Annotated in this window: 11 protein-coding genes and 1 tRNA gene; 4 read left to right on the top strand and 8 right to left on the bottom strand. The window is 61.7% G+C overall.

Annotated elements, in window-relative coordinates:
• Position 1 precedes the first annotated feature (1 nt).
• The 4 genes from NKJ37_RS11300 to NKJ37_RS11285 all read right to left on the bottom strand — a co-directional run bounded on the left by NKJ37_RS11300 (position 2) and on the right by NKJ37_RS11285 (position 4,709).
• On the bottom strand, positions 2-901 hold the full coding sequence (locus NKJ37_RS11300; protein ID WP_031213037.1) for an aldose 1-epimerase: 900 nt from the start codon (positions 899-901) through the stop codon (positions 2-4).
• 136 nt (positions 902-1,037) lie between these two features.
• Complete coding sequence (locus NKJ37_RS11295; protein WP_352773842.1) at positions 1,038-2,033, bottom strand: ABC transporter permease; 996 nt, start codon at positions 2,031-2,033, stop codon at positions 1,038-1,040.
• 59 nt (positions 2,034-2,092) lie between these two features.
• Entirely contained in the window at positions 2,093-3,631 is a 1,539-nt protein-coding gene (locus NKJ37_RS11290; RefSeq protein WP_352773893.1) for a sugar ABC transporter ATP-binding protein, read from the bottom strand.
• A 115-nt stretch (positions 3,632-3,746) separates the two neighbouring features.
• Positions 3,747-4,709 (bottom strand): sugar-binding protein, encoded by a 963-nt coding sequence (locus tag NKJ37_RS11285; protein ID WP_023810675.1) that lies wholly within the window; start codon positions 4,707-4,709, stop codon positions 3,747-3,749.
• A gap of 559 nt (positions 4,710-5,268) precedes the next feature.
• Here NKJ37_RS11285 and NKJ37_RS11280 point away from each other — a divergent pair.
• From NKJ37_RS11280 to tcmP, 4 genes are all read left to right on the top strand, one after another.
• Positions 5,269-6,387, top strand: coding sequence for a LacI family DNA-binding transcriptional regulator (locus tag NKJ37_RS11280; RefSeq protein WP_352773841.1), 1,119 nt, complete (start codon positions 5,269-5,271; stop codon positions 6,385-6,387).
• 341 nt (positions 6,388-6,728) lie between these two features.
• A complete protein-coding gene (locus tag NKJ37_RS11275; protein WP_352773840.1) occupies positions 6,729-6,965 on the top strand; it encodes a hypothetical protein in 237 nt (78 codons plus the stop codon).
• A gap of 481 nt (positions 6,966-7,446) precedes the next feature.
• Positions 7,447-8,052 (top strand): BRCT domain-containing protein, encoded by a 606-nt coding sequence (locus tag NKJ37_RS11270; RefSeq protein ID WP_352773839.1) that lies wholly within the window; start codon positions 7,447-7,449, stop codon positions 8,050-8,052.
• Between the two features lie 148 nt (positions 8,053-8,200).
• Positions 8,201-9,124, top strand: coding sequence for a three-Cys-motif partner protein TcmP (tcmP, locus tag NKJ37_RS11265; protein WP_352773838.1), 924 nt, complete (start codon positions 8,201-8,203; stop codon positions 9,122-9,124).
• Here tcmP and NKJ37_RS11260 read toward each other — a convergent pair.
• The 4 genes from NKJ37_RS11260 to NKJ37_RS11245 all read right to left on the bottom strand — a co-directional run bounded on the left by NKJ37_RS11260 (position 9,081) and on the right by NKJ37_RS11245 (position 12,742).
• Complete coding sequence (locus NKJ37_RS11260; RefSeq protein WP_352773837.1) at positions 9,081-9,833, bottom strand: DUF5131 family protein; 753 nt, start codon at positions 9,831-9,833, stop codon at positions 9,081-9,083. The two genes, tcmP and NKJ37_RS11260, sit on opposite strands and share 44 nt — an antisense overlap.
• Positions 9,834-9,960: 127 nt before the next feature.
• Positions 9,961-10,037, bottom strand: a tRNA-Arg gene (locus tag NKJ37_RS11255).
• A gap of 230 nt (positions 10,038-10,267) precedes the next feature.
• Positions 10,268-11,179: a DUF1003 domain-containing protein gene (locus NKJ37_RS11250; RefSeq protein ID WP_352773836.1), complete on the bottom strand. Its 912-nt coding sequence runs from the start codon at positions 11,177-11,179 to the stop codon at positions 10,268-10,270.
• Between the two features lie 675 nt (positions 11,180-11,854).
• A complete protein-coding gene (locus tag NKJ37_RS11245) occupies positions 11,855-12,742 on the bottom strand; it encodes a D-alanyl-D-alanine carboxypeptidase family protein (protein ID WP_352773835.1) in 888 nt (295 codons plus the stop codon).
• Between the last annotated feature and the right edge of the window lie 201 nt (positions 12,743-12,943).

Below are 12,943 nucleotides of genomic sequence, written 5' to 3'. Positions count from 1 at the left end.
GCTAGCCTTCAAGCGCAAAAGGCATGAACAAGACGGTGCCGGCAGCACTTTCGCCAGGGGCCAGCACGATCACGCCTTCCTCCGGATCGTCCCACCGGCCCCGGTTGAAAGCACCGGAGGCATTCGTTTGCGGCTCGACGCAGAAATACGGTTTTGTCGGATCGGCGTAGAGCATCAGATGCTTGAAGACCGGGTCGGCCTTGATCCGCAAGCCGGCACCGCGGGTTGGAAAACGAATGATCGCCTCGCCCCTCCAGCCGCCGTAATCACTGTTGCGCCAGCCGTTTGGCAAAGGCCGGTCCTCGGCAAAGTCGAGTTCGGGCGGAAGTGTGATCGGATCACCGGAAATGCCATCCGGCTCTTCGAGGTAGAAGCGCTTCGCCTCGAATTGCAATGTCACGTCCGGATCGCGATCGAACCAGGGATGCAGGCCAAAACCGAACGGCAAGGTAACCGGTCCGGTGTTGGTGAGCGTAATGGTGACGCTCAGCCCCTCTTCGGTGACCGCGAAAGCCTGCGTCGCTCGATAGGAATAGGGCTCGGCTCCGGCGGCAATGTCCAGCGTCAGCGTCGCGTTCGCGGCTGCTGTCTCGGTGACAGTCCAGGCGTGTTGCCAGCCGCTGCCGTGCACGTTGAATTTCTCCGGCGGATTGTTGGGCAGGACCTGCCAGCGCTGCGCCCCGAAGTCGAAAGCGTTCCCAGTGATGCGATTGGCGTAGGGCGTCATTGGAAACATGGCCACGCCAAGCACATTGCCGGTATCGCGATCCCCGTCCGAAAGCCGGCGCAGGAGATCGATGCCGCGCCAGCGCAGCGCGCTCACGCTGCCGCCGATTTGCGGCGCCAGTTCGGCTTCAAGCGCCCCTGCCCTCAACATCAACAGTTCAGGTTTCGCTCTCATGGCTTGCCACTCGTCCGCCACCGACATCCGGCATGATGTGGAGACGTCCCGCAATCGCAGAAGGGCGGCAAGGCCGCAACCATTTCATTCATGCCGCCAGGCGCCGACAAACGCGCGGCGCGTCTTGGCAGGGCGATTATTCCGCGGCCGCGCCGGAAGCGCTCTTGCGCGTGGCGTCGACCATCAGCCGCCGTTCCCGGAACACGCCCCATTGCTGGTCGACCAGCACGCCGATGAGGATGACGCCGCCCATCACCGCGAAGTTGAGCGAGGACGGGATGCCGAGCAGATTGACCAGGTTCTGCAGTTCCTGCAGCAGCACCGTGCCGAGGATGACGCCGATCAGCGAGCCCTCGCCGCCGCGCAGCGAGAAGCCGCCGAGCACGGCGGCGGCGATGGCGTAGAGTTCGTAGAACTGGCCGTGGCTGGCCGGCGAGATCGAGCGCGTGTACATGGCGAAATAGATCGCCGACAGCGCCGTCAGCACGCCGCAGATGACGTAGGCGGCGACGACGACGCGGCCGGTGCGGATGCCGGAATATTTCGCCGCCTCCTCGTTCTTGCCGATGGCGTAGAGATAGCGGCCGAACACCGAGCGGTGCAGCACCACCCACATGACGATCGAAATAACGATCAGCGCGATGAAACTGTTCGGCACGCCATAAGAGCGCCCGGCGGTGAGGAATTCGAGGTCGGGGAAATTCTGGCCGAACGCAAAACCCGCCGTGCCGTCGCCAGTGTAGAAGCGGGCGACGCCGCGGTAGATCAAAAGGCCGCACAGGGTGACGACGAAGGGCTGCAGCTTGAGCCTTGTGATCAGCCAGCCATGTGCCAGGCCGATGATGGCGCCAAGCACCAGGATGAGCACGAAGGCAACCGGCCATCCCATGCCACGCACGGCGATAAAGTCGATGAATAGCGTTCCGAGCAGCGCGACCACCGAGCCGACCGACAATTCGATGCCGCCGGTGATGATGACGAAGGCCTGGCCGATCGACAGGATGCCGAACAGGCCGATCAGGTTCGAGGTGTTGGCGAGGTTGATCGGAAGCAGGAAGCGCGGATTGATGATCGCAACGATCGCCCCGACCACCAGGATCAGGATCAGCAGGCCGAGATCTTTCTTGCTCATCGTCTTCTCCCCAATGCCCGCCTTAGAAGGTTCCGGACCGGAACCCGTGGCAACAAAAACTATTTCGGCTGCTTGCCCACCGCCAGCAGCAGGACGTTTTCCTGGCTGAACCGGTCCTTGTCGAGAATGCCCGAGATCTGGCCCTCATGCATGACGGCGATGCGATCGGACACGCCGATCACCTCTTCCATGTCCGACGAGATCATCAGCACGGCGACGCCGGCGTCGGCCAATGCGCGCATCAGCCCGTAGATTTCCGCCTTGGCGCCGATGTCGATGCCGCGCGTCGGCTCGTCGAGGATCATCACCTTGGGGTTCATGGCCAGCCATTTGCCGAGCACGACCTTCTGCTGGTTGCCGCCCGACAGCGTGCCGGTGCGCGTCTGCACCGAAGGCGCCTTGATGCCGAGATCTTTCTTTTGCTTCTCGGCGGTGGCGGTCTCGGCGCTTGAGGACACCAGGGAGCGGCGCGCATGCGCAGGCAGATTGGGCAGCGAAATGTTCTGCGCGATCGACAGGTCGAGCAGGATGCCGGTGAGCTTGCGGTCTTCCGGCACCAGGAAGATGCCATGCGCGACAGCGTCGGCCGCGGAAGCCAGCGCAAGCGGCTTGCCGTCGAGCTCGAGCGCGCCGCCGAGCTTCGAGTCAATGCCGAAGAACACCCGCGCCAGTTCGGTGCGGCCGGAGCCGACAAGGCCGGCAAGACCGAGGATTTCGCCGCGCCTGACGTCGAGATCGACCGGGCGGCCGGGATAGGCAGGCGTGCGAATGGCCTTGGCCGCAAGCGCTACGGCGCCGGGCGCACGCGCCGCCTCCGAGGCTTTCTCGCGCTCCTTCAGCATGCGGCCGATCATCAGCTTGACCATCTGGTCGTGGCCGATGTCGCTTTTCGGCAAGGTGCCGGCCAGCATGCCGTCGCGCAGCACGACGACGCGGTCGGCGACGCGCTCGACCTCGTGCAGGCGGTGCGAAATGAAGATGACGCTGATGCCGTCGGCCTTCAGCGCCTTGATGACGTCGAGCAATTTGTCGGTTTCGGCGAGCGGCAGGCTCGATGTCGGCTCGTCGAGGATGACCAGCCTTGCCTCGATCGACAGCGCCTTGGCGATCTCGACCATCTGCTGCTGGGCCAGAGACAGGGTCGCGACCGGCGTGTCGGCGGAAAAATTGGCGCCGACGCGCTTCAAAAGCGGCGCCACCATGGTGCGCAGCTTGGCGCGGTCGACGAGCCTGAGCGGCCCGGCGCGCAACGGCTCGCGGCCGAAAAAGATGTTGGCGGCGACATCGAGATTGTCGAACAGGTTGAGTTCCTGGTGGACGAAGGCGATGCCCGAACCCAGGCTGCCTTCGACGGAGAGCCTGTCATGCGCGGTGCCGTCGACGGTGATCGTGCCGCTGTCCGGCTTGGTGACGCCGCCGAGAATCTTCATCAAGGTCGATTTGCCGGCGCCGTTTTCACCGACGAGGCCGATGACCTCGCCCGGCCTGACCTCCATGGAGAAGCCGTCGAGCGCGACGACGCCCGGATAGGTCTTGCGCACGTTCTCGAGGCTGAGGAACGGCGTCGTTGCTGCGATGGATGTGTCGGAATAATTCATCATGCCTGACAGCGATTGGCGGGCCGACTTTTTGGCAGACTGACGATCCGCGTGCGGTTCGTCAATGCGAGCAGCCGGCCCAAGCGACGTTGAGCCGGCTGAACTGCTTCAAGTCTTATTTTCCGGCCATCGCCTTCAGATTGGCGGCGTAGGCGTCGACGTCATCCTTGCCGATGATCTTGGTCGGGATGATGATGAGGTTGCCTTCCGGGATGCCCGACTTGTCGCCCTTGAGATAGGCAGCCATCAGCTTCATGCCCTGATAGGCCCATTCGAAGGGCTGCTGCACGACGGTGGCGGCAATGGTGCCTTCCTTGACGCCGCCCAGCGTGATCGGATCGTCATCGAAGCCGACGACGGTGATCGAGCCGAGCTTGCCGGCGTCGCGCAGCGCTTCATAGATGCGCGGCGTATTGTAGGAGTAGAAGCCGACCATGCAGGTGACGTCGGGGCTGGCAACCAGCGCGTCCTCGACGTTCTTCTTGGCGCGCGCCTGGTCGATGTCGTCGCCGCGCACGTCGATCAGCTCGATCTTGGTGCCGGCGAGGCCGTCCTTCATGCCCTGGATGCGCTCCTTGGCATTGTCGGCGCCGAGCAGGCCAACGAAGCCGAGGCATTTTCCGCCATCGGGCATCGCCTTCTTGGCGATTTCGGCCGCCTGCTTGCCGGCATCGACATTGGACGAGCCGATATAGGCGACGCGCTTGGTCTGCGGGGCGTCCGAGTCGGTGGTGAACAGCGCCGTTTCCGAAGCGATCTTGTTGAGGCCGTCGGTCGAGGTCTTGGGATCGACAGCCGAGACCATGATGCCCTTGACGCCGGCGGTGACCAGATCGTCCATCAGCCGCTGCTGGATGGCGACCGAGGACTGCTCGGGATATTTGAGCTCGAGCGTATAGTCGGGCAGTTCGCCCTGCGCCTTCTTGACGCCGGCTTCGGCGGCCTTCCAGAAATCGGAAGCGCCGTTGACGACGAAGGCCAGCGTCGGCTTGTCTTGGGCGCGCGCGATTGCCGTGGCCGACAGGCCAAGCAGCAGCGCGGCCGCGGCTACGGATGCATTGCGTATCAAGGATTTCATGTTCAACCTCCCGTTTGGCTCAGTCGTTGGACCGGCCGATCTTGCACTGACCTGATTTGCCGTTTGCAGCGTGGACGCCCTCCTCCTCAAAGGGGTTCCCGGCACCGAAAGAATGGCGTCGTTCCAGCCACGATCATGGACCTTAGAGACTCATCCTTCGTTCGTAAATAGTCCGATTTGTCTGACATATCACATATCCGAGACGAGGCTCGCGAAGGTAGTACCCGCTCGCCACCGGGCCATTTTCGTACTCTCCCGCCGCCCCGGACGTGACCGGCCGGACGCGACGGATTGACGGTACAGCGCATTTTTGTATTAGTAAACAGTATTAGTTGCGGGGCAAATGCCGGCGTTTCGCGACGTATCCATCGGCGAGCCGTCCTCACCGCTAAGGCCACCGCCCAAGCCTTTGTCATTTGAGTTTTGGCTTGTATGGAGATGCATGGCGGATGGACCTACGGCATACTAATAGTTATAAACGCCCTTGACGATATCTCTATGAATCGACGGCGTCACGCCATCTTGCCGGCCTGACCGGCCTGCCAGACTGGGATTTGCCATGAGCGAGACGACGGATCGGGCCAGCGACACGGCGAGGCGGCGCAAGGCGGCGGCCAAGGGCGCCAAGGGCCGCGTGACCATGATCGATATCGCCAGGGCGGCCGGCTGCTCGCAGGCGACCGTTTCCTTCGTGCTCAACAATTCGCCGGGGATCAAGCTGTCGCAGCAGACCCGCGAACGGGTGATCGAAGCCGCGCGGACGCTTGGCTACACCGCGCCCGCCTTCGAGGCCCTTCACCCGGCGTTGCCTGCCTTCGAGGGGCCCGCCTTCGAAGGACTCGACGGGGTGATCGGCTTTGCCGTCGACCAGCTCGCCACCAGCCCGGAAGCCGTGGTCGCCATCGAGGGCGCGCGCCAGGCCTCTTGGAACGCCGGCAACGTACTGCTGGTTGCGCAGACGCTGGGCGATTCCGTCATGGAGCCGCGCGCCATCGCCGCACTCACCAAGCGGGGCATTTCAGCGCTGATCTACATGACCATCTTCACGCGCGAGATCACCGCGCCCGACTATCTCTACGGCCTCGACATCCCGGTGATCCTGCTCAACTGCTACACGGCGGACTATGCCTTCCCGGCCGTGGTGCCGAGCGAGATCGCCGGCGGCCAGAGCTCGACCCGCCACCTGATCAGCCACGGCCACCGCCGCATCGCCACCATCACCGGCGAGCCGTGGATGCAGGCGGCGCAAGACCGGCTGAAAGGCTACCGCCGCGCGCTCGCCACCGCCGACATCCCGTTCGACGGCGAATTGGTGGTCGAGGGCGACTGGTCGGCCAGCGCCGGCTACGCCGCGACCGTCAAGCTGCTGGCGCTGAAAGACCGGCCGACCGCCATCTTCTGCCAGAACGACCGCACCGCGATCGGCTGCTACGAAGCGCTGAAGGAGGCCGGTCTGCACATCCCTGGGGATATTTCCGTGGTCGGCTACGACGACGAGGAAATCGCCCGCCATCTGTTCCCGCCGCTGACGACCTCGATCCTGCCGCACATGGCAATGGGCCAATGGGCGATCGAACAGCTGGAGGCGCCGGCAGCGCCTGGACGGGGGCGGTATCCGATTACCAAGCTGGAGTGCCCGCTGGTGGAGCGGGAGAGTGTGAGGGGGGTGGCTGGGTAACTATACTTAGCCAATTATATCTATGGTGCTCCACGGTGACGATCTTATTCAGAAAGTTGCACTGACAATGTACGGATATACTTGTAAATATACCAACGACCTCCCGCGTTCCTTGATTGGCTTTTGGAGACAACCCCCAGCCGGCCTTCATCTGCAATACAGAAAGTAGTCTTGGGGACGCTCGGAGAGCGTCGGAGGGGCGCCAGTCCAGCTCCCGTCACCATCACAAATATCGATTAACCTTTTATTAACGATTAACTTGCCGTGCCGTTCGGCAGGTGCTTTTATGCTTAGACGTGTGGGATAGCGGGGGCGCCATCTACACGATGGAGGGGAAAACCATGCGGTGGATTTCGGCCGCGACCGTCATGGCGATGGTCGCAACAGGCACGCAACTCTTCATCACTTGCATGATGCAGCAATCAGGACAGCGCGAGCAGCGCAGGGTCTCTCAAAATCAGGCAATCGCGGCGGCATTCGTGGGCGCCGCGGTCGTAGGTGTAGCGGCAGCGGCCGCCAGCAGCGGCCCCTACTCTCGTCCATACTATCGCTGCGGCTACTATCGCTGCTGGTACTGAGCACTTGCCAGGTATGGGCCCCCTAAACGGCCTGGAGCAACGCGAAGGGTACCATCACTGATGATCGACCGCACATTCTCAGCATGGCTGGAGTGGCCGCTTTGGGCGAGATTGGCGTCTGCTGCGGCTCTGCTAGTAGCTCTTGATTCAGTGCGCATGGCATGGCCCGCGCGCAATTTCGTCTCGGGCTTCTTCCAATCCTATCTGGCAATTGTCCTGTACTATGCGGGGCTTGTGTCGGCGGCTGGAGCCGGCATTTGGAGTGGTACGAGGGCGGCTGAGCGCAGTGGCCGCAATTGGCTCGGGTGGTGTGTAGGGTTGCTATGCGCAGTCGCTGTGTACGCGTTTTTCGAGAGCGTTATCGACGAGATGCCCGGCGTCAAATGGCGCGTTGAGGCGATGCGTGATTCGAACTGTCACACGGATTGGGACGGGCGGACGAATCCGGTTGTTTGCGACTAGCAAGGTGGAGGACACATCAGTGGACGACAAATTTTACAATCGCGTTGGTGGCGATCGCATCTCGTCGCGTCAGATCGACGAACTCATCGGGCTCGCTCGCGGCTTGGCCGCGGATGGAACGATCAACAAGATCGAGGTCGAGTTCCTTCAAAAATGGCTGGCAGCTAATGCGGAGATCAGCAATCAACCAATAATCCAAACGCTGTACCAGCGTATCAATGAAATCCTCGAAGACGGCGTGCTCGATTCCGAGGAACACGGCGTACTTCTGGAGACGCTAAACAGCTTCTCGAGTCGTGATTTTGAACTTGGAGAAGTGCTAAAGCCGACGACGCTCCCACTCTGCGATCCGGCTCCGACTTTGACTTTCGTCGGCCGATTGTACTGCTTCACAGGCACATTCAATTTTGGCCAGCGGAAGCATTGCGAACAGGCCATTGCGGATCGCGGGGGCTTCGCGGGAGGTCTGAGCCAGAAAACAGAGGTCTTGGTTATAGGCGCTTATGCCACCGAATCGTGGAAGCATTCCTCATTTGGCGACAAAATCGTCAAGGCTACCGGCTGGCGCGACCAAGGATGGCCAATCTCGATTGTCGCCGAAAGTCACTGGGCCAGCTTTCTCTGAGGCGTCCGGGGCTCGCCCGCGCCTGTGTGAAAGAGGCGGCATCGTAGCTAGCCGTCAAGAAAAGCAAAGTGCACGAACCTAACCGGCGCGCCATGGTTGCATATGAGTTCGGGTCGGAAGATTGTCACATCCCTTGGGAGGGCTGGAAATGGCGGGGGACGACCACGAATTCGGCGGACAACATACTGAGATAAAACTCGCCATCGTTGAGGCGTACCTGAAACGCTATTCGGCCGCTCTGCACAATTGGTGCGACCACGTTTGGTACATCGACGCATTTGCCGGCACAGGTAGACGTACTGTTCGGGTGAAAGCTCGGGCAGGCGACCTGTTGGAAGAGCCCGCTCCAGAGCAAGTCGAGCAGCGCCGAGGTTCGGCGCAAATTGCGATCGATATCACCCCACCGTTCGACCGCCTGGTTTTCATGGACACGCGCCGTAAACACGTGGCAGCGCTGGAGGGCCTAAAGGCCGCAAACTCTCATCGCGACATTTCAGTTTTGCAGGGTGATGCGAATAGTCTGATACAGGGTGAAATCGAGTGGGACGGCTGGAAGAAAACCAGAGCTGTGATGTTCCTCGATCCCTATGGCATGGAGGTCGAGTGGGAGACGCTGAAGAAGATCGCTGCCACCAAGGCGATCGATGTCTGGTATCTCTTTCCTTTGGCTGGCCTGTATCGACAGGCCGCCAGGGACATGTCGAAGATCGACGCGATCAAAGAAGCGGCCATAACTCGCATGCTGGGGACTGACGAATGGAAAGGCGAACTCTATTCGAAGGTGAAGGCGCCGCCGACTGTGGATCTGCTTGGCTATCTTGATGACTCCGAAACGCTCCAACGCAGCGCTGACGTCGGCGGGCTGGAGCAGTATGTGAGGCTGCGGCTCAAGACGATCTTTGCTGAGGTCTTGGACCCTTATCCCCTTCCGGTTCTTGAAAAGCCTCAGCGTTTCTCGCTCTTCTGCGCGATATCGAATCCCTCTGAACGAGCGATCAAGCTCGCCAAGTCTTTCGGGGCTGACATTCTCAAATCGACAGGCTCGGCATCTCGTCATAGGTCCGGCCGTTGAGCGTGCGGCCAGTCGCCTTCTTGTTGCGACCGCCCCACTGCTTGAAGAAAAAGGCCGTGCCAGAACGCCGACACATAGTTTCGATTTCATCGACCCAAAGGGGGTCCATGTAGCGCGAGCCCGGCCCAGACTCGCCGCCGATGATCGCCCAATCAATATTGGTCAGATCAGCGCCCGCCACCGACCCGATTAGAGGTTCGAGCGAAACAAACCTGATGGCCGCCGGCACCTTGCGCAACTCGTCCAATCGATCGAGAACGCGTTTGTCCTCGACGCTTGTGCCAAGCCAGACGTTCGACAGCACCGGAAAATCTCCGCGCGTCAGAACTTCCGCCATTCGCTCCGGTCGCTTCGTGAGAATCTGATAGGTATGCCTCGGCGTTTCTGACATTACCGTCCAGACCTGTCGGATAAAATCGGCAGGCACGTCTATATGAAAAAGGTCGGACATCGAGTTGACGAAGACCCGGCGAGATTTCTTCCAAGTCGTCGGCGTCGCAAGAGATTTCGGGTCCGTCGTCACCTTGCCCGTCCACTTGGCGCGGCCCCCGGTCTTGCGCGTCAGGCCTTGGTATTTCTCCAAGCCCATCGCCTCGAGCCGAGCGGCCATGCGCATCGCGTAGCAATTGGTGCAGCCAGCGGTCAGGATGGTACAGCCTGCAACCGGGTTCCAGGTCGCATCAGTCCATTCGATTGATGTCTCTGCCATTGGGCGATTCTCCTCAATGAGAATGGTTAATCAATGGTCCTGAATACTTCGTTATGGGCTCTATGTGGGACGCGAATGTGGGATCGCCTGCCAATGCGCCGCGAATAACCGGTAACTCTTTGATTATTGGCGCACCCGACAGGATTCGAACCTGTGACCTCTGCCTTCGGAGGGCAGCGCTCTATCCAGCTGAGCTACGGGTGCTCTCAGGATCGACGATCCGGAAAACGAACCAGCCGGTGAACCGGCAAGTCACGGCTTCTTAGCGGAAGCCGGGGCGAGCTTCAACGGGCAATTGGAGATTGGCGCGGCGACTTGGCTCGGTGCGTCTGGGCTACGACCCATCCAGCTCTTCGCAGGCTCAGGGCGTTCGTAGTTCGAAAAGCCAAGCAATTGGCTATTTGTCCGCTGCGCGGACCACTACTCACCCCGCCTCACCCCTGCACCGTCCGCCGCCGGCGCACCGCACGTTTCGGCTTCTTCGCGCCGGTCAGCTCGTGCATCGCGTCCAGCTGCATCTGCTGCATTTCGGCCAGGCGTGTCCATTGGCGCGAGATGAGGTAGTCGAGCTTTTCGTGCAGATGGCGCACTTCGAGCTCGGCCTTGAGGTTGACGCGGTAGTCGTTGAAGGAGCGCAGGCGGTCCTTGGACTCCTGCCGCCTCTGGCTCATCATGATGATCGGCGCCTGGATGGCGGCGATGCAGGAGAGCAGCAGGTTGAGCAGGATGAAGGGGTAGGGATCGAAGGCGCTGCTCATGCCGGCGATCAGGTTGATGCCGATCCACACCAGCAGCACGCTGCCAAACGAGATCAGGAACCACCAGCTGCCGCCGAAGGCCGCCATGTTGTCGGAGACGCGGTCGGCAAAGGTGCGGTGCTCCTCGAACTCTTCTTCCGAGTTTTCGGAAATCGTGTCCTGCCTGGCGATCGATTCGACCACCTGGCGGTCGAGCTCGGAGAATTCGCCGTGCTCCTGCTGCAGCAGCTCCTCCATGTAGCGCATGCGGTAGCGGCCGAGCTCGGCGCGGCTGATGCGGGCGCCGGCCGGCAGGTCGGGATGGTCCGACCGGATGCGGTCGGCGAGGCTCGGGCGCAGCGTGTCGATGCGCACCAGATCGCGCTTGCGGAATTTGCGGCCTGAGATCGCCGACGGTTTTTTCTTCGGTTTGCCGCGTTGGGCGCCTGGGCCTGCGGGTTCGGAGTCCGGCACTTCGGGCGTCTCGAAGTGCTCGTCCGACACCGGATCGGCCTCAAGCTCACCGATGATCGGCGCCTCGAAATATTCGCCGCCGCTGTCGTGCTGGTTGTCTGCCGGTTGCTCGGGCGTTTTGGGGACGGTGCTCATGGTGCGGGCTCCTGGTGGTGCTGGGCGACGTATGCCGCAACATCGCCAGCATCGCGACGGATTTCGTGGGACTACAAGTGTTTTTGATCGAGGGCAGGAGGCGATGGGCTTCGATGCTGCCGGCAGTCCACTCTTCGCAGGCTCAGGGCGAGGTTCGAGATTGCCCAACTTCGTCATCCATGGGCGGAGCGGGAGCGAAGACCGGAGGGCCATGCCATAAGCTGTCGCTTGCGGTGAAGAACTTGTCCGATGTTAGCGCCAATCACCCCCCTCTGTCCTGCCGGACATCTCCCCCGCAAGGAGGGAGATTGGCTGTCATCCCGGCTTTCGCCAATTTCCACCGTCACATGAGTGAGCGTAGCGCCGAAGCCGCTGATCTCCCCCCTTGCGGGGGTTGAGGAGCGGTCCGCGCAGCGGGCGGAAAGCCAATTGCTTGGCTTTCCGAGCGACGAACACCCGGCAGGACAGAGGGGGGTGCTGTCCCGCCAACGTGCACAAGGTTCTGCACGGCGGCGGGCAACAAAAAACCCGCCTTGCGGGCGGGTCACGTTTCCAGTGGATCAATTGGCGCGACTCAGCACCATACCCAAAATAGTAGCGTAGCTGCCCTCACCGAGTCAAGAAAAAATTCCTATCCGTCACCGTGCGCCCAGACGCGAATCGCGCCGCGGCCTACTACTGCTCGGCGAACATCAGCCTGGTCTTGGCGCCGTCCATGGTCGGCGACAGGCTCCGCTGGATCAGCGCTTCGACATGGTCGTTGCGCTGGCGGGCTGAGTCGGCGCCCATCACCACGACGATCAAATTGCGGCCGTCGGCATTATAGGAGGTGACGATGTTGAAGCCCGAGGCCCTGATGTAGCCGGTCTTGATGCCGTCGACGCCGCGCACGCGGCCGAGCATGTCGTTGTGGCCGCGCACCAGCCGGCCGCGGAACATGAAGTCGCTTTCGGAGAAATAGTGGAACTGCTGGGGAAAGCGCTGACGCAGCGCCATGCCGAGCACCGCCATGTCGCGCGCGGTCGTCATCTGGCCATCGTCGGGCAGGCCCGACGCGTTGCGGAAAATGGTGCTGGTCATGCCGAGCTGGCGGGCTTTGGATGTCATCATGGCGGCGAACTGATCTTCCGAGCCGCCGAGATATTCGCCGACCGCCACCGCCACGTCGTTGGCCGATTTGATGACGATGGCGCGGATGGCCGAATCGACGTCGATGCTTTCGCCGCGCCGGAAGCGCATCTTGGTCGACGGCTGCGAGGCGGCGTTGTCCGAAACCGGGATCTGCGTCTGCTTGCTGACGCGGCCGGACTCCAGCGCCTCGAACAAAAGATACAGCGTCATCATCTTGGTCAGCGAGGCCGGGTAGCGCTGCGCCCTCGAGCTGACCTCGAACAGCTGCTTGCCGGTCCTGGCGTCGACGACGATAGCGGCATATTTCTGCGCCGGCGCCGGCACGGCCAGCACGCTGTCGGGCGGCGTCGTGGCGCAGCCGGCAAGCAGCACCAGCAGGGCGAGTGCCGCAAAAACTCTCTGGATGAGCGGAAGGGGACGCAGGTTGGACAAGGGCAGGACTGTTCTGGGTCGGCTGTTGCTGAGATGAGACGAAGCTAGCGTAACGCGGCTGTTGCGTCCATTTGGTTAATGGCCGACAGTCCCAGGATTGTCGAGGGCATCGATCTGGTTCCTCGCCCCCACGGGAGTGGGGGAGAGCGACTATCTGGGGTGTCAAGTTGCAATTACGAACTCGTTGCGCGCATCGCGTGC

The organism is Mesorhizobium sp. M0140, from assembly GCF_040322475.1.
Classification (GTDB): Bacteria; Pseudomonadota; Alphaproteobacteria; order Rhizobiales; family Rhizobiaceae; genus Mesorhizobium.
Note: the sequence above shows the minus strand (reverse complement) of the source record. Positions and strands in the feature narration are given on the sequence as shown.

Bases quoted from the DNA above. Each gene is read 5' to 3' on its own strand.
- NKJ37_RS11300 (WP_031213037.1), bottom strand. From the start codon at position 901: ATGAGAGCGAAACCTGAACTGTTGATGTTGAGGGCAGGGGCGCTTGAA.
- NKJ37_RS11295 (WP_352773842.1), bottom strand. From the start codon at position 2,033: ATGAGCAAGAAAGATCTCGGCCTGCTGATCCTGATCCTGGTGGTCGGG.
- NKJ37_RS11290 (WP_352773893.1), bottom strand. From the start codon at position 3,631: ATGAATTATTCCGACACATCCATCGCAGCAACGACGCCGTTCCTCAGC.
- NKJ37_RS11285 (WP_023810675.1), bottom strand. From the start codon at position 4,709: ATGAAATCCTTGATACGCAATGCATCCGTAGCCGCGGCCGCGCTGCTG.
- NKJ37_RS11280 (WP_352773841.1), top strand. From the start codon at position 5,269: ATGAGCGAGACGACGGATCGGGCCAGCGACACGGCGAGGCGGCGCAAG.
- NKJ37_RS11275 (WP_352773840.1), top strand. From the start codon at position 6,729: ATGCGGTGGATTTCGGCCGCGACCGTCATGGCGATGGTCGCAACAGGC.
- tcmP (WP_352773838.1), top strand. From the start codon at position 8,201: ATGGCGGGGGACGACCACGAATTCGGCGGACAACATACTGAGATAAAA.
- NKJ37_RS11260 (WP_352773837.1), bottom strand. From the start codon at position 9,833: ATGGCAGAGACATCAATCGAATGGACTGATGCGACCTGGAACCCGGTT.
- NKJ37_RS11250 (WP_352773836.1), bottom strand. From the start codon at position 11,179: ATGAGCACCGTCCCCAAAACGCCCGAGCAACCGGCAGACAACCAGCAC.